Origin of the sequence: Streptomyces nanhaiensis (assembly GCF_046614825.1) — a bacterium.
In the GTDB taxonomy this organism is placed as follows: Bacteria; Actinomycetota; Actinomycetes; order Streptomycetales; family Streptomycetaceae; genus Streptomyces; species Streptomyces radiopugnans.
Window position 1 is genome coordinate 1 of sequence record NZ_JBKJFM010000053.1, and the last position, 19,813, is coordinate 19,813.

General features: G+C 74.3%; 22 protein-coding genes. 10 read left to right on the forward strand and 12 right to left on the reverse strand.

Going from position 1 to position 19,813, the window contains the following annotated elements:
• The 3 genes from ACLIYP_RS14170 to ACLIYP_RS14180 form a co-directional block, all read left to right on the forward strand.
• Window positions 1-436, forward strand: a 436-nt coding sequence (locus ACLIYP_RS14170; RefSeq protein WP_412713482.1) for a glycosyltransferase family 9 protein, incomplete at its 5' end; no start/stop codon positions are given.
• Window positions 433-1,305: a glycosyltransferase family 2 protein gene (locus ACLIYP_RS14175; RefSeq protein ID WP_412713483.1), complete on the forward strand. Its 873-nt coding sequence runs from the start codon at window positions 433-435 to the stop codon at window positions 1,303-1,305. The genes ACLIYP_RS14170 and ACLIYP_RS14175, both read left to right, overlap by 4 nt.
• Window positions 1,306-1,381: 76 nt before the next feature.
• Window positions 1,382-2,254 (forward strand): glycosyltransferase family 2 protein, encoded by an 873-nt coding sequence (locus ACLIYP_RS14180; protein WP_412713510.1) that lies wholly within the window; start codon window positions 1,382-1,384, stop codon window positions 2,252-2,254.
• A 243-nt stretch (window positions 2,255-2,497) separates the two neighbouring features.
• Here ACLIYP_RS14180 and ACLIYP_RS14185 read toward each other — a convergent pair whose 3' ends face one another.
• Window positions 2,498-2,896, reverse strand: a complete 399-nt coding sequence (locus ACLIYP_RS14185) for a ChaB family protein (protein WP_410535626.1) — start codon at window positions 2,894-2,896, stop codon at window positions 2,498-2,500.
• A 195-nt stretch (window positions 2,897-3,091) separates the two neighbouring features.
• Here ACLIYP_RS14185 and ACLIYP_RS14190 point away from each other — a divergent pair, with 195 nt between their 5' ends.
• Window positions 3,092-3,526 (forward strand): DUF2267 domain-containing protein, encoded by a 435-nt coding sequence (locus tag ACLIYP_RS14190; protein ID WP_412713484.1) that lies wholly within the window; start codon window positions 3,092-3,094, stop codon window positions 3,524-3,526.
• 132 nt (window positions 3,527-3,658) lie between these two features.
• On the opposite strand, the gene ACLIYP_RS14195 is transcribed toward ACLIYP_RS14190, so the two are convergent.
• Window positions 3,659-4,009, reverse strand: a complete 351-nt coding sequence (locus ACLIYP_RS14195) for a hypothetical protein (protein ID WP_410535627.1) — start codon at window positions 4,007-4,009, stop codon at window positions 3,659-3,661.
• Window positions 4,010-4,202: 193 nt separating this feature from the next.
• Here ACLIYP_RS14195 and ACLIYP_RS14200 point away from each other — a divergent pair, with 193 nt between their 5' ends.
• The gene (locus ACLIYP_RS14200; RefSeq protein ID WP_412713485.1) at window positions 4,203-5,018 is read left to right on the forward strand and encodes an SAM-dependent methyltransferase; all 816 of its coding nucleotides are present in this window, start codon (window positions 4,203-4,205) and stop codon (window positions 5,016-5,018) included.
• Window positions 5,015-7,210 carry a putative bifunctional diguanylate cyclase/phosphodiesterase gene (locus ACLIYP_RS14205; protein ID WP_412713486.1) on the forward strand — a complete coding sequence of 732 codons (2,196 nt, stop codon included), beginning with the start codon at window positions 5,015-5,017 and terminating at the stop codon, window positions 7,208-7,210. The genes ACLIYP_RS14200 and ACLIYP_RS14205 overlap by 4 nt, the downstream gene beginning before the upstream one ends.
• A 99-nt stretch (window positions 7,211-7,309) precedes the next feature.
• Here ACLIYP_RS14205 and ACLIYP_RS14210 read toward each other — a convergent pair whose 3' ends face one another.
• Window positions 7,310-7,654, reverse strand: coding sequence for a DUF3140 domain-containing protein (locus tag ACLIYP_RS14210; protein WP_412713487.1), 345 nt, complete (start codon window positions 7,652-7,654; stop codon window positions 7,310-7,312).
• A 62-nt stretch (window positions 7,655-7,716) separates the two neighbouring features.
• Entirely contained in the window at window positions 7,717-8,178 is a 462-nt protein-coding gene (gene soxR, locus ACLIYP_RS14215) for a redox-sensitive transcriptional activator SoxR (protein ID WP_412713488.1), read from the reverse strand.
• Between the two features lie 54 nt (window positions 8,179-8,232).
• Here soxR and ACLIYP_RS14220 point away from each other — a divergent pair, with 54 nt between their 5' ends.
• Both ACLIYP_RS14220 and ACLIYP_RS14225 read left to right on the forward strand, forming a co-directional pair.
• Complete coding sequence (locus ACLIYP_RS14220; RefSeq protein ID WP_412713489.1) at window positions 8,233-8,973, forward strand: transketolase; 741 nt, start codon at window positions 8,233-8,235, stop codon at window positions 8,971-8,973.
• A 32-nt stretch (window positions 8,974-9,005) separates the two neighbouring features.
• Complete coding sequence (locus ACLIYP_RS14225) at window positions 9,006-9,977, forward strand: transketolase family protein (protein ID WP_412713490.1); 972 nt, start codon at window positions 9,006-9,008, stop codon at window positions 9,975-9,977.
• A 93-nt stretch (window positions 9,978-10,070) separates the two neighbouring features.
• Here ACLIYP_RS14225 and ACLIYP_RS14230 read toward each other — a convergent pair whose 3' ends face one another.
• Window positions 10,071-10,991 (reverse strand): alpha/beta fold hydrolase, encoded by a 921-nt coding sequence (locus ACLIYP_RS14230; RefSeq protein ID WP_412713491.1) that lies wholly within the window; start codon window positions 10,989-10,991, stop codon window positions 10,071-10,073.
• A 424-nt stretch (window positions 10,992-11,415) separates the two neighbouring features.
• Between ACLIYP_RS14230 and ACLIYP_RS14235 the strand changes: the two genes are divergently transcribed.
• On the forward strand, window positions 11,416-12,765 hold the full coding sequence (locus ACLIYP_RS14235; RefSeq protein WP_412713492.1) for an acyl-CoA dehydrogenase family protein: 1,350 nt from the start codon (window positions 11,416-11,418) through the stop codon (window positions 12,763-12,765).
• A 114-nt stretch (window positions 12,766-12,879) separates the two neighbouring features.
• Here ACLIYP_RS14235 and ACLIYP_RS14240 read toward each other — a convergent pair whose 3' ends face one another.
• From ACLIYP_RS14240 to ACLIYP_RS14265, 6 genes are all read right to left on the reverse strand, one after another.
• Window positions 12,880-13,455 carry a GAF domain-containing protein gene (locus ACLIYP_RS14240; RefSeq protein ID WP_412713493.1) on the reverse strand — a complete coding sequence of 192 codons (576 nt, stop codon included), beginning with the start codon at window positions 13,453-13,455 and terminating at the stop codon, window positions 12,880-12,882.
• Window positions 13,436-14,026 (reverse strand): GTP-binding protein, encoded by a 591-nt coding sequence (locus tag ACLIYP_RS14245; protein ID WP_412713494.1) that lies wholly within the window; start codon window positions 14,024-14,026, stop codon window positions 13,436-13,438. Before ACLIYP_RS14245 ends, ACLIYP_RS14240 begins: the two co-directional genes overlap by 20 nt.
• Complete coding sequence (locus tag ACLIYP_RS14250; protein WP_412713495.1) at window positions 14,004-14,378, reverse strand: DUF742 domain-containing protein; 375 nt, start codon at window positions 14,376-14,378, stop codon at window positions 14,004-14,006. The genes ACLIYP_RS14245 and ACLIYP_RS14250 overlap by 23 nt, the downstream gene beginning before the upstream one ends.
• A 3-nt stretch (window positions 14,379-14,381) precedes the next feature.
• Complete coding sequence (locus tag ACLIYP_RS14255; protein ID WP_410535634.1) at window positions 14,382-14,798, reverse strand: roadblock/LC7 domain-containing protein; 417 nt, start codon at window positions 14,796-14,798, stop codon at window positions 14,382-14,384.
• Window positions 14,799-14,838: 40 nt separating this feature from the next.
• Window positions 14,839-16,530: a sensor histidine kinase gene (locus tag ACLIYP_RS14260; RefSeq protein ID WP_412713496.1), complete on the reverse strand. Its 1,692-nt coding sequence runs from the start codon at window positions 16,528-16,530 to the stop codon at window positions 14,839-14,841.
• 465 nt (window positions 16,531-16,995) lie between these two features.
• On the reverse strand, window positions 16,996-17,637 hold the full coding sequence (locus ACLIYP_RS14265) for an alpha-ketoglutarate-dependent dioxygenase AlkB family protein (RefSeq protein WP_412713497.1): 642 nt from the start codon (window positions 17,635-17,637) through the stop codon (window positions 16,996-16,998).
• 214 nt (window positions 17,638-17,851) lie between these two features.
• Here ACLIYP_RS14265 and ACLIYP_RS14270 point away from each other — a divergent pair, with 214 nt between their 5' ends.
• The gene (locus ACLIYP_RS14270) at window positions 17,852-18,646 is read left to right on the forward strand and encodes a tyrosine-protein phosphatase (protein ID WP_412713498.1); all 795 of its coding nucleotides are present in this window, start codon (window positions 17,852-17,854) and stop codon (window positions 18,644-18,646) included.
• A gap of 82 nt (window positions 18,647-18,728) precedes the next feature.
• Here the strand turns inward: ACLIYP_RS14270 and ACLIYP_RS14275 are convergent, their stop codons facing one another.
• Window positions 18,729-19,811 carry a polyprenyl synthetase family protein gene (locus ACLIYP_RS14275; protein WP_412713499.1) on the reverse strand — a complete coding sequence of 361 codons (1,083 nt, stop codon included), beginning with the start codon at window positions 19,809-19,811 and terminating at the stop codon, window positions 18,729-18,731.
• Window positions 19,812-19,813: the final 2 nt, after the last annotated feature.

Sequence of the window (19,813 nt, forward strand, 5' to 3'; positions counted from 1 at the left end):
GCCCGTCGAGCGGTACGCGGCCGTGGCCGCGCGGCTGCGGCACGCCGGACGCCGCGTGGTGGTCACCGGCGGCGCCCACGAGTACGACCTGCTGGCGCGGCTGGCCAAGCTGGCCGGCCTCCCCGACGCCGACGTCCACGGCGAACCGCCGCTGGAGCGGCTGGCCGCGCTGGTCGCGGGGGCCTCGGCCGTGGTGAGCGGCGACACCGGCGTGGCCCACCTGGCGGTGGCCCACGGGACTCCGTCGGTGACCCTCTTCGGGCCGGTGCCGCCCGCCCTGTGGGGCCCGCCGCCGCTGGAGCGCCACCGGGTGCTGTGGCATCCGGGCCCGCCCGGCGACCCCCACGGCCGCGGTCCCGATCCCCTGCTGCTGCGCATCCGGCCGGAGGAGGTACTGGAGGCGCTGTCCCTGCTGCCGGAGGTGCGTGCCGCGTGAACGGCTCGCCGATAGGCGTGGTCATCGCCACCCGCGACCGCGCCGACAGCCTCGCGCGCACGCTGCGCGCGCTGACCGCGCTGCCCGAGCGCCCGCCGGTGCTGGTGGTCGACAACGCCTCGGCCGACCACACCCGCACCATGGTCTCGGCCCTCTTCCCGCAGGTGGCGCTGATGCCGCTGCCCGAGAACCGCGGGGCGGTGGCCCGCAACCTGGGGGTGACGGCGATGGAGACGCCGTACGTGGCCTTCAGCGACGACGACTCCTGGTGGGAGCCCGGGGCCCTGGAGAGCGCCGTCTCGCTGCTGGACGCCCATCCGCGGCTGGGGCTGATCGCGGCCCGCACCCTGGTGGGCCCCGAGCAGGACCCCGACCCCCTCGACTACCTGCTGGCCGGCTCCCCGCTGGGCACGGTCCCGGACCTGCCGGGCCCGCAGGTGCTGGGCTTCCTGGGGTGCGCCTCGGTGGTGCGGCGGTCGGCGTTCCTGGACGCCGGGGGGTTCCATCCGCTGCTGTTCTTCGGCGCCGAGGAGACCCTGCTCGCCTACGACCTGGCCGCCCGGGGCTGGGGGGTCGCCCACTGCCCGGAGGTCGTCGCCCACCACCATCCGGACCCCTCGCCGCGGTCCGGGCGCGGCTCCCGGGTGCTGCGCAACGAACTGCTCACCACCTGGCTGCGCCGTCCGCTGCCGCTGGCGGCGCGCCGCACCGGGGCGCTGGCCGCGCGGGCCCGCCGCGACCCGGAGGCCCGCCGCGCCCTGCTCGGCGCGCTGGCCCGGCTGCCGTCGGCGGTGCGCGCCCGCAGGCCCCTGCCGCCCTACATCGAGGAAGCCGCACGCCGTGTGGAAGGACAGCACCGTGGCCCCTGAGCCCACCGGAACCGCCCGAACCACCGGAACCACCGGAACCGACGAGGCCCCGGGGGCCGGGGACCGGGTCTCGGTCGTGGTGATCACCCACAACCGCCGCGAGGAGCTGCTGCGCACCCTGGGCCGGCTGGCCGGACTGCCCGGGCGCCCACCGGTGTTCGTCGTCGACAACGCCTCGGCGGACGGCACCGCCGAGACCGTCGCACGCGTCCATCCGTGGGTGCGGCTGCTGCGGGCGGAGCGGAATCTGGGGGCGGTGGGGCGCAATGTCGCGGTGGAGCGCGTGACCACGCCGTACGTGGCCTTCTGCGACGACGACTCCTGGTGGGAGCCGGGCTCGCTGGAGAGGGCCGCCGGCCTGCTCGACGCCCACCCGCGGCTGGCGGCGGTCACCGCGCGCATCGTGGTGGAGCCCGGCGGCACCGAGGACCCGATCGTCGCCGAACTGCGCGGCTCGCCCGTCCCCGGCCCCGGCTGGCTGCCCGGTCCGGCCCTGGGCTCGTTCCTGGCCGCGGCCACGGTGCTGCGTACCGACGCCTTCCGGGAGGCGGGCGGTTTCTCGCCCCGGCTGTGGCTGGGCGGCGAGGAGGAGCTGCTGGCCACCGATCTGATGGCGCGCGGCTGGTGGCTGGCCTACGCGGAGGAGCTGACGGTCCACCATGCCCCCTCGGCGGTGCGGGACGCGACCGCGCGCCGGGAGGACGGGCTGCGCAACACGCTGTGGTTCGGCTGGCTGCGCCGGCCGCTGCCCGCGGCGCTGCGCCGCACCTGGCGGCTGGCGCGCACGGTGCCGCGCGACGCGGCGTCGGCGCGGGCGTTCGGCCGGGCGCTGGCGGGGCTGCCGTGGGTGCTGCGCGAGCGCCGGGTGGTACCGCCGGAGGTCGAGGAGCGGCTGCGGCTGCTGGAGGAGGAGCAGCGCCGCTCCGCCGCCCGCCGCTACGTCGGCTGAGGCGGCCGGGGCGGCCGGGACGGGCCCCGGGAATCGCCGGACGAGTCCTCCGGGGGCTCGTCCCGCGGCCGTTCCGCTCCACGTCGACAGCGGCCTGGTGGCGAAGGCCCCCTCCTACGGGAAGCTGGTTCCCGAGTCGTTCCGGTAGGCGCGGGGCGCCGGCCGTACGGGGGCCGTGGACGCCTCCGCGTCCACGGCCCCCGCGCCGTGCCGGCCCCGTACCGGTACGGGGCCGGCACGGCGTCAGCGCGCCCGGCGGGTCTCGGAGCGGTTGGCCTTGCGGATGGCCCGCAGCAGTTCGTCCTTGGTCATCCGGGAACGCCCGTTGATGTCCAGCCGCTGCGCGATGGAGTACAGGTGCTCCTTGCTGGCGTTCTCGTCGACGCCCTCGCCGCTGCGCCCGCCCCTGCCGCGGGGACGGGCGGCCCGCTCGTCGGAGGGGCCCTTGCGGCCGCCCTCCTTGCGCTCCCAGTGGTCGCCCACCTTCTCGAACTTGTGCTTCAGCGCGCTGTAGGCGGTCTGGTGGGCGCGCCGGCCCTCCCCGTACTCCTCCACAGCGGAGTCGTGCGCCTTGATCCAGGTGCGCTGCGCCTCCTCGGGGGAGCGCTCCAGGGTCGACGGAAGCTCCTTCCGTGCGGGCACGTTCCTCACCTCCGATCGGTCCGGTCCACTACGGGTTCCCGGCCGCCGGTCACGGAAACGGCAGGTGTCGACGCGCACCGGCAGGGTCACCCGCCCCGGGGGGCCGCGGCCGTCGCGGAGACGCGCGAGGGCCTCGGCGCAGTCCCCACGAGATCCCGGCAAGACCCCGACGAGACGCCGAGAGGAGTGCCGACCATGCGGTACGAGGAGCTCACCGGCCAGGTTCAGGCACACGCGGACCTGCCGGACCGGCAGACGGCCGAGCGGGCCCTGCGGGCCACGCTGGAGACGCTGGCGGAGCGGATACCGGACGGTGTGGCCGACCATCTGGCCGCCCAACTGCCCGGGGAGGCGGCGGAGTCGCTGCGCCGGGTGGTGGCCGGGCACGAGGCCTCGCCGCAGCGGCGGGCCGACGCCCGCACCCACGGCGAGCCGTTCGACCTGACCACCTTCGCCGGGCGGGTGGCCTGGCGGTCCCACGCCACGGAGGACACCGCGGTGCGGGAGGCCACGGCGGTGCTGGAGGTGCTGGACGCGGCGGTCTCGCCCGAGCTGATGATCAAGGTGGGCCACGTACTGCCGCCGGACATCCGCGAGCTGCTGCCGTCCACCCGCGCCGAGGAGTGGTGAAACCCCGGCCTGCCCGTGCCCGGCCGCCAGAGGGCGGCCGGGCACGGGCAGGCCTGACGCGGGCAGGGCATGGGCGGGGCCCCGGGAGCGGGGACAGGCCCCCGGGGGCCTCGCCTGCCTGCCGGGCGGTCTCTACCGGAAGCGGTTGCCCACCGGCTTGGCGCGCTGGTCGGGGGTGCCGTGCGGGGGCGGGTTGTACGGTTCCGGCGAGGTCGCCGGGCTGACGGGGGATCCGCCGGGCTCGCCCTGCGGGCCCGAGGGCGGCTCGGCGCCGCCCGGGGAGCGCGGGCTGCCCTCCTCCAGCTGGTGCATACGGGCCGTCAGCAGCGCGATCACATGGGTACGGCCGGCGTGTTCGCGCTCGTAACGGAGCAGCCGCTCCAGGTCGTCGTGCGACAGGGCCCGGATCCGGTGCTCCAGCTCGCCCGCGGAGAGGTGATCGTAGTCGGGGAACGGGAGTTCGTCGTGATCGGTGGTACTCATCCACCCCGGGTGTCCGGGCAGGGCGGCGGGAAAACCCGGTGGCCGCCACGATTATCCCGACGGAGGAACCGGGGCAAGCTATACGTAGCGGGCCGGTGCCGGAACGTCGGCGTCCCGGATCCGTGTACCTGTCAGCCTGGGATCAGTAGCCTCAGGAGTCCCTGTCATATTCACCGACCGGTTGGAGACTTTGATGGAGCGTCCCGCCTGGGCTCCGCAGGACATAGACCTGTCCGTGCCGAGCGTTTCCCGCATCTACGACTACTACCTGGGCGGGTCGCACAACTTCGAGGCCGACCGGGAGGCCGCCCGGCGGGCCATCGAGGTGTTCCCGGGGCTTCCGAAGATCATGCAGGCCAACCGCGCGTTCATGCGCCGGGCCGTCCGCTTCGCCGCGCGGCAGGGCATCACCCAGTTCCTCGACGTCGGCTCGGGCATCCCGACCTTCGGCAACGTGCACGAGGTCGCACAGGCCGCCACGCCGGAGGCGAAGGTGGTCTACGTCGACAACGACCCCGTCGCCATCGCCCACAGCCGGGCCGTGCTGGAGGGCCAGGAGGACCGCACCGGCGTCGTCGCCGCCGACTTCCGCAAGCCCGAGGACATCCTCGGCAGCGCGGAGGTCGGCCGCCTGCTCGACCTGGAGCGCCCGGTGGCCCTGCTGCTGGTGGCGCTGCTGCACTTCCTGGAGGACGGCGACGACCCGTGGGCGAAGGTGGCCGAGCTGCGCGACGCGCTCGCCCCCGGCAGCCTGCTGGTCCTCACCCACGCCTCGGTCGAGGGCGGCCCGCGCAGGCCCGAGCAGGGGGACGAGGTGGAGGGCGTCTACCGCAACATCGGCTCGCCGCTGATCATGCGCTCGCGCCCGGAGGTGGAACGCTTCTTCGACGGTTTCGAGATGGTCGAGCCCGGCCTGGTCTCCATGCCGAACTGGCGCCCGGACGGGCCGGTCGACCAGGAGGACCCCGTGGTCTTCACCGGCTTCGGTGGAGTGGGACGCAAGGCGTGAGTCCGACGCCACAGGGGCCCACCGCCTCCGGCCGCCCCCTCGCGCCGGAGGCCCCCGGCGACCCCTACGACGGATACCGCCGCTTCGCCCGGATCTGGAGCCGCGCGGTCTACCCCGCCACGGCCACCTCGATGACCCGCACCGAGTTCGAGGACTACCTCCTCCCCCTGGCGCGTACCCTCGGCGAGGCGCTGCACGCCCGCCCCTTCGACCCCTCTGCGGGGCGCGACGTGGGCGCGGCGCTCGTCGAGGCGCACTGCACCGCGCCCGAGGCGCTGCCGCAGGTGCTCGGCGTGGTGGACGCGTATCTGCTGCTGTACTGCAGCGACCCGGCGGTGCTGCCGACCGAGGAGGGCCGGGCCCGCTGCGCCCGCCTCCAGCACGCCGTCTCGGCCGGGTTCGCCCGCGCGCTGCAGGAGCGCACCCGCTCCGAGCAGGAGGCGCTGGCCCGTTCCGCGCTCGCGGCGCGGGAGAGCGCCGAGAAGGCCCTGCACGAGAGCGAGACCCGTTTCCGGGCGGTCTTCGAGGGGGCCACGGTCGGCATCGGGATCGCCGACATGGACGGGACCGTCCTCGACATCAACAGCGCGCTGGCGAAGATGTTCGGCGGCTCGGAGCAGCATGTGCGCAGCCGCCGCGTCTCCGACTGGGTCCACCCCGACGACGCCCCGGGCGTCTGGCGGATCCACGAGGAGCTGGTGCGCGGCGAGCGCGACCACTACCGCATGGAGAAGCCGTACACGCGCAGCGACGGCACCGTGCTGTGGACCAACCTGACCGTCTCGCTGCTGCGCGGCCCCGACGGCGAGCCGCGCTACATGCTGGCGCTGATGGAGGACATCACCGAGCGGCGCCTGCTGAACCTGCGGCTGCGCTACGAGGCCACCCACGACGCGCTGACCGACCTGCCCAACCGCACGCTGTTCTTCGAGCGGCTGGAGCACGTCCTCTCCCCCGGCTCCGGCACCGCCCGGATCGGCCTGTGCTACCTGGACCTGGACGGCTTCAAGACGGTCAACGACAGCCTGGGCCACTCGGTCGGCGACCAGCTGCTGGTGAACGTGGCCGAGCGGCTGCAGAGTTGTGTGGCCTCGCCGCGCCACATGGTCGCGCGGATCGGCGGCGACGAGTTCGTGGCCCTGGTCAACGACCCCGCCTCGCGCTCGGAGGTGACCGACCTGGCCCAGCGGGCGCTGGACGCGCTGTCCTGCCCGATCCCGCTGGCCGGCCGGGAGCTGCCGGTGCGCGCCAGCATCGGCGTGGTGGAGGGCCCGGTCGGGGAGCTGACGCCGGCGGAGGTGCTGCGCAGCGCCGACATCACCATGTACCGGGCCAAGGCCAGGGGCGGCAACCGCTACGAGCTGGCCGACCCCGACTGCGACGCCCGCACCATCAGCCGCCACATGCTGACCACCCATCTGCCCGCCGCGCTGGAGGGCGAGGAGTTCTTCATCGAGTACCAGCCGCTGGTGCGGATGGAGGACGGCAGTGTGGAGGGCGCCGAGGCGCTGGTGCGCTGGGCGCATCCGCTCCACGGGGTGCTGGGGCCGGACCGCTTCATCCCGCTGGCCGAGCACACCGGGCTGATCGTGCCGCTGGGGCGCTGGGTGCTGGAGCAGGCGGTGCGGCAGGCGTGCGAGTGGCAGGTGCGCGGCATCGGCGGCACCCGGCCGCTGCGGGTGAACGTCAACCTCTCGCCGCGGCAGCTGCACCATCCGGAGCTGGTCTCCGAGACCGTGGCGGTGCTGGAGGACGCCGGGCTGGACCCGGCCTCGCTCTGCCTGGAGGTCACCGAGAGCGCCCTGATCCGCGCCGACGACGCGGAGCTGAAGCCTTTACGCCGGCTCGCCGACCTGGGGGTGCGGATCGCCCTGGACGACTTCGGCACCGGCTACTCGAACCTGGCCAGTCTGCGCAGACTGCCCGCGACCACCCTGAAGCTGGACCGCTCCTTCACCCGGGGCCTCCAGCAGGACCCGGCCGACCCGGTCGACCTCAAGGTCGTCGAGGGCATCGTCTCGCTGGCGCACGCCCTGGAGCTGGCCGTGACCGTCGAGGGCGTGGAGACGGCGGCCCAGGCCGACCAGTTGCGGAAGCTGGGCTGCGACTCCGCCCAGGGCTGGTACTACGCCCGGCCCGGCCCGCCCGAGCGCCTGTCGTCGCGGGCGCTTCCGCTGGCCGCCGGCCAGTGACGGGCGGCGCGGGCGGACGGGCCGTGCGGGGCGGGCGGGCCGTGCGGGGCAGGCGGACGGGCGGCGCGCGCCGGGCACGGTGCCCGGCGCGCGCCGCGGTCAGGACGCCCTGACGGGGTCGTGCCCCAGGGACATCATCCGGTGGCGCCAGTCGGAGTCCCGCACCGCCTCGGCCACGCGCACCCGCTCGCGTTCGGCGTCGACGGTGTCGACTACCTCTCGCATCACCGCGACGTCGTCGTCGGTGAGGTCCGTGCGGCGCTTGCGCAGGATCGCCAGCACCTGCCGTCCCCGCTCGGATCCGGCCTGCTCGGGCAGCTCCTCGGCCCGCTCGCCGGCGACGCTCGTCCTGAGCCAGGCCTCCAGTTCGTTCGACGTCATGTTCACCACGGCGTGGAACTCGTTCCACAGGGCGTCCAGCTCCAGCTCGGAGATGTCGGCCATCGTCAACCTCCCGGGTCTCTCGCGCCGCGCGCCGGGAGCGGTGCTCGGGCGCCGGCCGCGCCTCAGGCCTCCGGCAGGGGGTCGCCCTCCAGGTAGCGCGCGCCCGGGCCCTGCGAGCCCGCGACGTCGTCCGGGTTGTACAGGCCGCACTTGCGCAGGCTGAGGCAGCCGCAGCCGATGCACCCGGTCAGCCGCTCCCTCAGCCGCTCCAGCTCGCCGATCCGCGCGTCGATCCTCCGCTGCCAGGTACGGGCCACGGCGTTCCACTCGGCCGCGCCGGGCGCCCGGTCCACGGGCAGCCGGTCCAGCGCGGCCCGGGCCTCCTCCAGGGACAGGCCGACCACCTGGGCGGCCCGTACGAAGGCGACCCGGCGCAGGGCGGTGCGCGGATAGCGCCGCTGGTTGCCCGCGGTCCGCTCGGAGTGGATCAGGCCCATCTCCTCGTAGTAGCGCAGGGCGGAGGGGGCGAGCCCGGAACGGGCGGCCAGCTCCCCGATGGCGAGGCGTCCGTCTCGGTCGGTCATGGCGACGAGCATAGCGCTTGACCTCAAGCCGACTTGAGATTGCAGCCTCTTGGCATGACGACCTCGACACCGCCGGACACCCCCGCCTCCGCGCCTCCCCCCGCACCACGGAGAAGCCCGGGATTCGACGACCTTCCGGCCCTGATGTCCCTGATGACCGGCGACGAGAAGCACGACGCCGCCGCCACCTCCACCCTGGACGCCCTGTGGGTCCTCCACGACAGGGTGCTGAGGGTCTCCCCGGACCGCCCCGGCGACCCCGGCCGGGACCGCTTCCTGCTGTCCAAGGGGCACGGCCCGATGGCGTACTACGCCGTTCTCGCCGCCCGGGGCTTCCTCCCGGCCGACTGGCTGCCGGGCTTCGGCTCCTACGACTCGCCGCTGGGGCACCATCCCGACCGCACGCTGGTCCCCGGCGTGGAGATCGGCAGCGGCTCGCTCGGGCACGGACTGCCGCTGGCCGTGGGAACCGCTCTCGGGCTGCGCGCCCGCGGGCGGTCCGGCCCGCGGGTGTGGGTGCTGGTCGGGGACGCCGAGCTGGACGAGGGCAGCAACCACGAGGCGATCGACTTCGCGGGCGCCGCCGGGCTCGACCGCCTGCACGTCCTGGTGATCGACAACTCCTCCGCCTCCCACCCCCTGCCCGGCGGCGCCGCCTCCCGTTTCACGGCCGCGGGCTGGTCGGCGCTGACCGTCGACGGCCGCGACCACGAGGCGCTGTACGCGGCGTACACCCGCCCGCACCCCGGACGCCCGCACGCCGTGGTCGCCCGTGTCGAACCCAAGCACGCCTGACCGGCCCGGAAAGCACGAGGAGAACACCGAACATGGACACCATGCGCGAGCGCTTCGCCTCCGTCGTCTCCGGCCTGCTGGACGAGGATCCGCGTCTGGCGGTCGTCCTCGCCGAGATCGGCACGGACGGCTTCCGCCGGGCCGCCGAACGCCACCCGGACCGGGTGGTCAACGTCGGCATCCGCGAGCAGCTGCTGGTCGGGGTGGGCGGCGGAATGGCCCTCACCGGCATGCGCCCGGTACTGCACACCTTCGCCTCCTTCCTGGTGGAGCGGCCCTTCGAGCAGCTGAAGCTGGACTTCGGGCACCAGGGGACGGGCGGGGTGCTGGTGAGCGCCGGAGCCTCCTACGACTGGCCGGCCGGCGGCTTCACCCACATGGCGCCCGGCGACGTGGCGCTGCTGGACACCCTGGACGGCTGGACCGTCCACGTGCCCGGCCACCCGGACGAGGCCGAGACGCTGCTGCGCCGCGCCTGCGCGGGCGGGAACGGGAGCGGGGAAGGAGGCGAGGGCGGGGTCGGGGTCGGGGGCGGGGGCGGGGGCGACCGGGTGTACGTCCGCCTGTCGGCGCAGACCAACGCACGCCCCCTGCCGGTCACCGGCGAGGGCTTCCTCACCGTGCGGCGCGGCGGCCCCGGGGCTCCGGCGGTCGTCGCGGTCGGCCCGCTGCTCGACGGCGTCCTCGACGCCGTACGGGGGCTGGACGCGACGGTCCTGTACGCCGCCACCGTCCGCCCCTTCGACGCGGCCGCGCTGCGGGCGGCCGTCGCCGGCTCCGGCGCTCCCGAGGTCGTCCTGGTCGAGCCGTACCTGGCCGGCACCTCCACGACGGCGGCCGCCGAGGCCCTGGCCGACGTCCCGCACCGGATCCTCGGGCTGGGGACGGCGCGGGCCGAGCTGCGCCGCTACGGCACGGCCGCCGAGCACCTGGCGGCCCACGGCCTGGACCCGCGTTCGCTGCGGGAGCGGATCACCGGCTTCGCCGCGGGTGCCGCCGTCTGACGGCGCCCGCCCCCGCGGCGGTCCCGCGAGCCCCGGCCGTGTGCGGGACGGCGAGCGGGGCCGTCCCGCACACGGCCTCTCGTACGCGGCTTCTCACAGGCGGGCGTCCAGCCAGGCCAGCAGGTCCGCCTGGACCTCGTCGCGGTTGGTCTCGTTGAGGATCTCGTGCCGGGCGCCCTCGTAGGCCCGCCAGGTCAGATCGCGCAGCCCCAGGTAGCGGAAGTCCTCCAGGAGTTCGTACACCAGCGTCATGCCCTGGTGACAGGGGTCCCGGTCGCCGACCGCGATGTGCACCGGCAGGTCGCGCGGCACGCGGTCGAGCTGCCGCGGGTCGTTGGCCTTGCGCACCCCCAGCACCCAGTCCAGCGCCAGGCCGGCGCTGAAGGGGAAGCCGCACCGCTCGTCGGCGACGTACCGGTCGACCTCCGCCTCGTCGCGGGAGAGCCACTCGAATCCGGTGCGGTGCTCGTAGGGGTCGTTGAAGGAGCCGAAGAGGGCGGGCACGAACTCCGAGGGGGCGGCGCGGCCGCCGCGGTCGATCTCCTCCCGCAGCCGCTCCACCGCCCCCTGCGGCTCCGCGCCGGGCAGCGAGCGGAAGGTCCCCGACAGGACGAGCCCGGCCAGCCCGCCGCCGTGCTCCTGGGCGAAGTCGCGGGCGAGCTGGGAGCCCATGCTGTGCCCGAGCAGGACGTGGGGCGCACCGGGCAGCTCCGCGCGCAGCCGGTCGCCGACCGTCTTCAGGTCCTCCACCACGGCCCGCCAGCCGCTCTCCCCCACCACGCCGTATCCGCCGGTGTGTTCGGCGGTGGCGCCGTGGCCGCGGTGGTCGGAGGCGACGACCGCGTAGCCGTGCCCGGCCAGGAAGCGGGCGAACCGGTCGTAGCGCAGGGCGTGTTCGGCCGCGCCGTGCGCTATCTGCACCAGCGCGCGGGGGGTTGCGCCGGCCGGGAGCCAGGTGTAGGTGGCGACGGGCAGTCCGTCCCGGGCCAAGGTGGTGTCCGCTCGCAGGGTCACGTTCTCTCGCTCCTCGGTGTCGGCGGGTCGGGAGGACCCTTCCCCACCGCGCCCCCGACCGAACAGACCCCAGCCCATAGCATGACGGAGCGTCCGGCCGCACGCCGTCGACGCGAGAAGTGCTGTGACCTCGGTTACACACGGGAGTCGTGTAACCGGGCTATGCCACTGGGTAGTGCTCCCGGGTAATCCGCTCATGGCCCGCTCAGGGCTCAATCGTGTTCAGATCGACCCAACACCCCCCGCGAAAGGCGCTCCGCATGACCCAATGGCATATTTTCGGCCATAGTCACGGAGTGATCTTGAAATGATCCGCACGCCGGAGACGATGTTGGTGGTGTCGGCCGAACGGGACGGGACCACCACAGACGCTCCACCCCCGCCTGACAGGCAAGCGGGGGCGTACCGCAGAAGAGGGCTCGTCATGGATGGTTACTTCGCCGACCAGCGGCACAAGGACCTGCGTCTGCAGGTGAGGGAGTTCGCGGAACGGGAGGTCCGGCCGCGGATAGCCGAGATGGAGGCGTCGCGCGCGGTCTCCCACGAGCTGTCCCGGCTGATCGCCCGTCAGGGGTGGATAGGCGTGACCGTCCCCCGTGAGTACGGCGGCATGGGGGCGGGTCACCTCGCCAAGACGATCATCATCGAGGAACTCGCCCGGGTGAGCGGGGCCATGGGCGCCATGGTCCAGGCCTCGCAGCTCGGCGTCGCCAAGATCCTCCACTTCGGCAGCGAGGAGCAGAAGAAGCAGTGGCTTCCCGCGGTCGCCTCCGGCGACTGCCTGCCGACGATCGCCGTCACCGAGCCGGAGTCCGGCGGCCATGTCCTCGGCATGACCAGCAGCGCCGTCCGGGACGGCGACGACTACGTCCTCAACGGCCGCAAGGTCTTCGTCGGCAACAGCCACGTCGGCGATCTGCACGGCGTCGTGGTGCGCACCGGGCCCGGCTCCAAGGGGCTGTCCGCCTTCCTGGTGGAGTCCGACCGGCCCGGCTTCTCCCTGGCCCCGCACAAGCCCTCGATGGGGCTGCACGGCTTCAGCTTCGGCGAGCTGGTCTTCGACGACTGCCGCGTCCCGGCGGCCAACCTGCTCGGCGAGGAGGGCGACGGCCTGTCCGTGGCCTACTCCTCCAGCGTGCTGTACGGACGCGCCAACCTCACCGCCGTGTCCCTCGGCATCCACCAGGCCGTCCTGGAGGAGACGACGGAGTTCTGCGCCGAGCGGCAGCGCTACGGCGCCCCTCTGGGCGAACTGGGCTCCATCAAGCTGAAGCTGGGGCAGATGCAGTCCCGGCTGATGACGGCCCGGCTGGCCGCCTACCACGCGGTGCACCTGCTGGACCGCGGCATGCCCTGCGACGCGGAGCTGATGAACGCCAAGCTGGTGAACGTGGAGTACGCCCTGGACTCCGCGCGCGAGGCCATGGAGATCCACGCCGCCGCGGGCCTGTTCACCGACCGGCCCGTCGAGCGCTATCTGCGCGACGCCCATCACATCTTCGCACCCGCCGGGACCTCCGACATCCAGCGGCTGAGGCTGGGCGAGGTGGCGATGGGCACCGCAAAGGGCCAGTGGTCGGAGCGGCTGTCGGACCTGGTGCGGACCGGCCCCGACGGCCCCGCCGGCATCGCGGCCCACGCGGACCTCGCGGCCGGGATACCCCCGCAGACCGCGGAGACCCCGGAGACGGCACCGGAACTGTTCCCCGAGGCCGCCCCCGAGGCACCCGCGCGCCGCGCGGGGCTGCTGGAGACGCTGCTCAACAGGCGCTGAGCGGCGGGCACGGGCTCCTCGGGCACGGCCGGGCACCGGCCCGCCGAGGCAGCCGCCGGACCGCCGGGTGGATCCGTTCCGTGGGTGCCGGAGCACTCACGGAACGGACGCCGCTCAGACGCCCTGCTCCCGCCGGTGGATCTCGTCCACCAGCTCGGCGGCCATCGACTTGATGGTCTCCAGGCCCTGGCGGCCCCACGGACGGGGCTCCTGCGCGACCACGCAGACCGTCCCGAGCGCCGTGCCGGTGCGGTCGATGAGCGGAGCGCCCAGGTAGGAGCGGATGCCGATCTCGTCCACGACCGGGTTCCCGGCGAAGCGGGGGTAGTCGCAGACGTCCTCCAGGACCAGGGCCTTGCGCCGCACCACGACGTGCGGGCAGTAGCCGTGGTCGCGGGCCATCACCCGGCCGACCTGCGGGGAGGAGGCCTGCGCGGGCCCCAGCTCCACGGCCCGGTCGGAGCCCGGCGCGTACAGGCCCGCGAAGTACTGGCGGTGCTCGTCTATGAAGTTGACCATCGCGTAGGGGGCGCCGGTGGTCTGCGCCAGCCTGCGGGCGAAGTCGTCGAACTCCGGGATGGGGGCGTCCCCGATACCCAGCTCACGCAGCCGCGTCACCCGCGCCGGGGCTTCGCTGTCCTGGGGTGTGAGGAGCAGGTGGCTGGTGGGGTCATACGACGTGGGGGACATGGCCACTCCTTGAGTCGATCAGGTGCTGGACAAGGGATACGAGGACCTGCGTGCCGGAACTGGCGTGCCGCGCGTCGCACATCACCACCGGCACCTCGGGCTTGAGGTCGAGGGCGACCCGGACCTCGTCGGGGTGGTAGCGGTAGGCGCCGTCGAACTCGTTGACCGCGACGATGAACCCCATGCCGCGCCGCTCGAAGTAGTCCACGGCGGCGAAGCACTGGTCCAGGCGCCGGGTGTCGGCGAGCACCACGGCGCCGAGCGCGCCGCTGGACAACTCGTCCCACATGAACCAGAAGCGCTCCTGACCGGGGGTGCCGAACAGGTAGAGCACGTGCCGGGCGCTGAGGGTGATCCGTCCGAAGTCCATCGCGACGGTGGTGGTCGTCTTGTCCTCCACCCCCTCCAGGCTGTCCGTGGCGGCGCTGACCTGGGTGAGCAGCTCCTCCGTGCTCAACGGCTCGATCTCGCTGACGGCTCCCACGAAGGTCGTCTTGCCGACCCCGAACCCGCCCGCGACCAGGATCTTCAGGGCGGTCGGAAACGGATCAGAGTCGTTTACGGAGTCCATGCAGCACCGCCTCCAGCAGTCCTCGGTCGGTCGGGTCCGCCCCCATCTGCATGGGGGCCCGTGTGGTCACCGCGCCGCAGTCCACCAGGTCGGAGAGCAGCACCTTGGTCACCACGGCGGGCAGCCGCACATGGGCGGCGATCTCGGCGACGGTCATCGGCCCGTCGCACAAACTCAGCACCTGGGCGTGGTCGGGTCCCAGATAGCTCTGCGGCTTGGTCCCGGTGGACCGCACCATCGTCAGCAGGTTGAAGTCGGCCGTCGGCCGCGTCCGTCCGTTGCTGACGGTGTACGGCCGGACCAGGCGTCCGGCCGCGTCGTCCAACCACAAGTTCTCCTCGGGTTCCGGCATCCGTCAGTGCCCCGCCGGCTGCCGCGCCGGTGTGGCCAGATACGGGCGGACGCTCTTGACCAGCATCGCCATCTCGTATCCGAGTACGGCCGCGTCCGCCTCGCTCTCGGCGAGGACGGCCAGGCACGCGCCGGAGCCCGCGGTCGAGACGAACAGCAGCGCGGTGTCGAGCTCGACGACCACCTGCCGCACCTCTCCTCCGCTGCCGAAGCGGATGCCGGCGCTGCGGGCCAGCGAGTACAGGCCGGAGGCCAGCGCCGCCAGATGGTCGGCGGTGTCGGTGTCCAGTCCGTGGGCGGCCTTCACCAGGCCGTCGGAGGACAGCAGCAGGGCGCTGCGGGTGTTAGGGACGCGCTGGACGAGACCGGTCAGCAGCCAGGACAGGTCGGTCGTCTGGCCGATGGGGGCATCGCTCACCATGATCGCGTTCTTCTCCTTGGGGTGAGAGCCGTGCGCGGGACTAGCTTGGCTGGCTGGGGGTGTTGTCGTCGGTTCCCTCCGCGAGGCTGGCGCCCCGGCGGAAGGCGGCCATCAGGCCGGGAGTGTGCTCGGCCTCGGGCTCGTCCGACGCCCCCGGGGCCCGCGGAGACTGGCGCAGTTCGGGAACGAGGTGCTCCTGGCGGCGGCGGCGCGGGAGCTGCGGACGGTCGCCGCCCGCCGCGCCCTCCGGCCCGCCGGGGCCCTCCGGGAACGGGGGTGCCGGTACGGCCCGGGAGGCGGGCACGGACTGCGCGACGGGGGCGGCGTGCTCCGCCGCGGAGGGCTGGTAGTGGGGCCGGGACTGGGCCGGGCCGTACTCCGAGGGCGCCGCGGGGGCGGCGTGGGGCAGGGGCCGGGCCGTCTCCTGCTCGTACGTCTGCTGCCCGTAGGCGTGCTGCCCGTGGTCCTGCTGCCCGTAGGCCTGCTGTGCGTACGCCTGCTGAGGGGGCGCCTCCTGACGGGAGGTCTCCTGACGGGAGGTCTCGGGCGGCAGCGGCCTGTGCCCGCCCGCGTCCGCCTCCGCCGCGGCACGCCGCTGCGCCTCCTCGCCCTCGTCGCCCAGGACCACGTCCGGTACGACGAGCACCGCCTGGGTGCCGCCGTAGATGTTGGTCTGCAGCTGCACGGTGATGCCGTGCCGGCGGGCGAGCGAGGAGACCACGAAGAGTCCGATGCGGCCGTCCTGCAGCAGTTCGGCGACGTCGATCCCGTCGGGGTCGGCCAGCAGTCCGTTCATCCGGTGCTGCTCGGCGGCCGTCATGCCCAGCCCGCGGTCCTCGACCTCGACGGCGAGCCCCGCGGTGACGCGCTGGGCGCGCAGCAGGACCTGGGTGTTGGGGGCGGAGAACACCGTGGCGTTCTCGACCAGTTCGGCGAGCAGGTGGATGACGTCGGCGACGGCGTGACCGCGCAGGGTGCCCTCGATCGGCGGCACCAGCTTGACCCGGGAGTACTGCTCGACCTCGGCGATGGCCGAGCGCAGCACCTCGGTCAGGGTGACCGGGCGGCTCCACTGCCGGCGGGAGACCGCGCCGCCGAGGACGGCGAGGTTCTCCGCGTGCCGCCGGATGCGGGTGGCCAGGTGGTCGACGTGGAAGAGGCCCTTGAGCAGGTCCGGGTCCTCGACCTCGTTCTCCAGCTCGTCCAGCAGCTCGATCTCACGGTGCACCAGGGACTGGAGCCTGCGGGCGAGGTTGACGAAGACCTCGACCTTCTCCTCGCTGCCGCTGGCGTTGCTGCGCACCAGCGCGACCGCCTGGACCAGCGCCAGTTCGGCGGCTCGCTGGGCCTGGCCGACGTCGTGGACCACGAGGCCGAGCGAGTCGCCCTCCGGCTCGGGCAGCGGGCCGTGCACGGGCGGCCGCAGCCACTCGCCCTTCTCCAGCCGGCGGAGCATCGACTGGAGTTCGCCCTGGCTGTGGGCCGCGCCCTGCCTCAGCCGGGCGTGGCGCTCGGCGGTGGAACGCGCCTCGGAGGAGGCTGAGAGCGCGGCGCCGACCACCACGGCGCAGCCGAGCAGCAGCGCGCCGCCGAGCACACCCCAGACGGTGGCGCCGTCGGGCCCGGCGGAGACCCCGTCCTGCACTCCGTCGAGCGCCCGCAGCACATAGGCGACGACCGCCGCGGCGACGACCGCGACCAGGGCCGCGGGCAGGACGGCGAGGCGGATCATGCGGTGCCGCAGCGCGGTGTCGGCGGCGGTGTCGCGGACGGGGCCCCTGCGGTGCCCCGTGTCGTGTGCCGCGCCCGCGCCCCGCTTCCGCCTGCGCCTTCCCGGTGCGGGAGGGGCGCTCGGGGCGCCGCCGTACGCGGGAGGGGCCGGGCGGCCGGGGGGAGAGGGCACGGAAGGCGGGGAGGGCGGGGAGGCGACGGACATGGGAGCGGAACTTCCCCTTCCTTGTTGCACCGCGCGGCTCGGGGGCTCAGGCATCGCAGTCCTCGGAACGTTGAGGTCGTCTCAGCGGGCCGGCGCGTCACCGGCTCTCGTGGCACCGCCGCAACGCTAATCGTCACCCAGCGGGGGCGCGGGCGAGGTCGGCGTATTCGCCACCCTTCGCCAGCCCCCAACGAGTGAAAGCATCGTCGCGCCCCGTGGGGAAGGGCGGCACGATCATAACCCTCGTTTGCCAGGGGCAAGTTACCGTGCCCGGACCGTCACGTTAACCCGACCCCGCAGTCCGGTTCCAAGTGGAGCCGTGCCCGGGTGGACGCGTGGGACGCCGTGGTAGGCCAGTCTGGAGGGGCCTCCGAACACGAAGGCGTCCCCGCTGCGCAACTCGACGTCGGTCCACGGTCGTCCGCGGCCGTCCGGATTCCCGAACCGGAAGACGCAGGTGTCCCCGACGCTGAACGAGACCACGGGGTCGCGGGAGCGCTCGTCACTGTCACGGTGCATCCCCATACGGGCCTTTCCGCCGTAGAAGTTGACGAGCGCGATCTCGTACGGGACCGTACAGGGCCCGCCCCCGTACGCCGCCTCCACCGCCCGCCGCGCCCACCGCCCCAGCCAGGCCGGGAACGGCTTGACCGGCGCCTCGTCGCCGTCCACCGCGGTGCGGGCGTAGCCGTACGGGTACCAGTGCCAGCCCAGGCCGACCTGACGCACCGACATCTCCCCGCCCCGGGGCATGCGCACGGTGCGCAGCCCGGCGGGCGGCCGCGCCCAGGCGCGGCAGGCGTCCAGCAGCTCGCGCTGCGCGGCCGCGTCCAGGTGGCCGGGCAGGTGCACCGCGCCCGGCGCCACCTCGACCGCCGGGAACCGGAACAGTGCGTCGTCCACGTCTTCCACCTCACCTCCGGGCACCAGACCGACACCGGACCCGGCACCGTAGTTCCACCGGATCTCCACGCTTCCGCCCCATCCCGGCGCAGCCCCGGCCCTTCCGCACCCCCATGCCGTAGGGTCGCAGTGGCCGGTGCGGGGCTGTGCGGCGGGCGGCGCGCCGGCCCCGCCGTCCCGGCCGCCCAGAGCAAGGCCGGAGCAAGGAGTGCCCATGACATCCGAAACCGTGGAGCCGGTGCTGGCGGGGGTGCGCAACTTCCGCGACGTCGGCGGTCTGCCCACCACCGACGGCCGGCGGGTGCGCCAGGGCGTGCTCTACCGCAGCGGGCACCTGGCGCACGCCACCGAGGAGGACGCCGCCTTCCTCTCCCGGCTCGGCCTGCACACGGTCTTCGACTTCCGCAACTCCGCCGACCAGGCCCTGGAGGGCCCGGACGTGGAGCTGCCGGGCGTGCGCAACGTGAACATCCCGCTGTCGGACCCGGCCGAGGGCGCCGAGTTCTGGACGATGGTGCGCGAGGGCGACCTGGCGCTGCTGCGGTCCCTGCTCGGCGAGGGACAGGCCGAGGCCCGGATGGTGGCCTCGTACCGGATGATGGTCCGGCAGCGCACCTCCGAGCACGGCAGGCTGCTGCGGGAGCTGGCCGACGAGAGCGTGCCCGCCCTGATGCACTGCGCGGCGGGCAAGGACCGGGCCGGGCTGTCGATCGCGGTGACGCTGCTGGCTCTGGACGTGGAGCGGGACGCGATCGAGGCGGACTACCTGGAGTCCAACGCCCCGCACCGCCGCTACCGGATCCACCGCTCCCCCGACGCGGGCGGCGGGATGTCGCCCGAGGTCAGAGAGCTGATCGCACCTCTCTTCGAGGTCCGCCCCGCCTATCTGCACGCGGCGTTCGACACCATCACCGAGACCTGGGGCGGGGTGGAGTCCTACCTCTCCGGGGGGCTCGGCCTCACCCCCGCCCTGCGCGAGCGGCTGCGCGGCCGCCTGCTGGAGCTCTGACCGCCGGAGCCCCGGCGTCCCGGCTCCGGCGGCGCCCGCCGGCCGTCCGCGGACGGAGCCGGCCGGCCTGCCGCGGACCGGGTCAGCCCTCGCGGACGACGACGAAGTCCGCGAGGGCGGCGAACTGCTCGCGCACCCGGTCCGGCATGTCCACGCCGTCCAGGGCGGCGAGGGCGGTGGCGTGCCGGCGGCGGGCCTCCTGGGAGGTCCACTCGCGGCCGCCGGCCTCCTCGATCAGCCCGGCGCGGGTCGCGAACTCCTCCTCGCTGAAGTCCTCGAACTCCCGCTGGCTCTTGGCGGCGTCCGCGGCCAGCAGTTCCCCGAGCCGCTCGGCGGCCGGCCCGCCCCCGGCCAGGGCTGCGACCACCGGCAGGGACTTCTTGCGCTGCCGCAGGTCGCTCCAGGGCAGCTTGCCGGTCGCCGCCGGGTCGCCCCAGATGCCCAGCAGGTCGTCGACGGCCTGGAAGGCCAGGCCCAGGTGGTGGCCGTAGGCCTCCAGGGCGTCGGCGGTGGCCTCGTCCGCCCCGCCGAGGACCGCGCCGATGGAGGTGGCGCAGGCCAGCAGCGCTCCGGTCTTGTTGCCCTCCATCTCCAGGCACTCGGCGACGGTGACCTTCTCCCGGTGCTCGTAGGAGATGTCCTGGGCCTGCCCGTCGATGAGCTTGCGGGTGGCCAGGGTCAGGCGGCGGGTGGCGCGCGCGGCCTCGGCGGTGCCCAGTTCCAGCAGCACCTCGCCCGCCAGCGCGAACAGGGCGTCGCCGACGAGGATGGCCTGTGCCGGGCCGTGCACCTTCCACACGGTGTCGCGGTGGCGGCGCTGCTCGTCGCCGTCCATCAGGTCGTCGTGGAGCAGGGAGAAGTTGTGGACCAGCTCCACGGCCACCGCCCCGGGGACGCCGGTGGCGGGCTCGGCTCCCGCGGCCTCGGCCGACAGCAGGGCCAGCGCCGGGCGCACCGCCTTGCCGCCGTCGCCGCGGGCCGGGTTGCCCTGTGCGTCGATCCAGCCGAAGTGGTAGGCGGCGACGGAGTCCATGGGCGGCGCGAGCCGCGCCACGGCGGCGCGCAGCATCGGCGTGGCGAGGGTGCGGCCGCGCTCCAGCAGCTCGATGACGCTCGCGGTGTCGACGGCTGTGTCCGTCAGGGGCCTCGGGGTCGCCGGGGTCACGG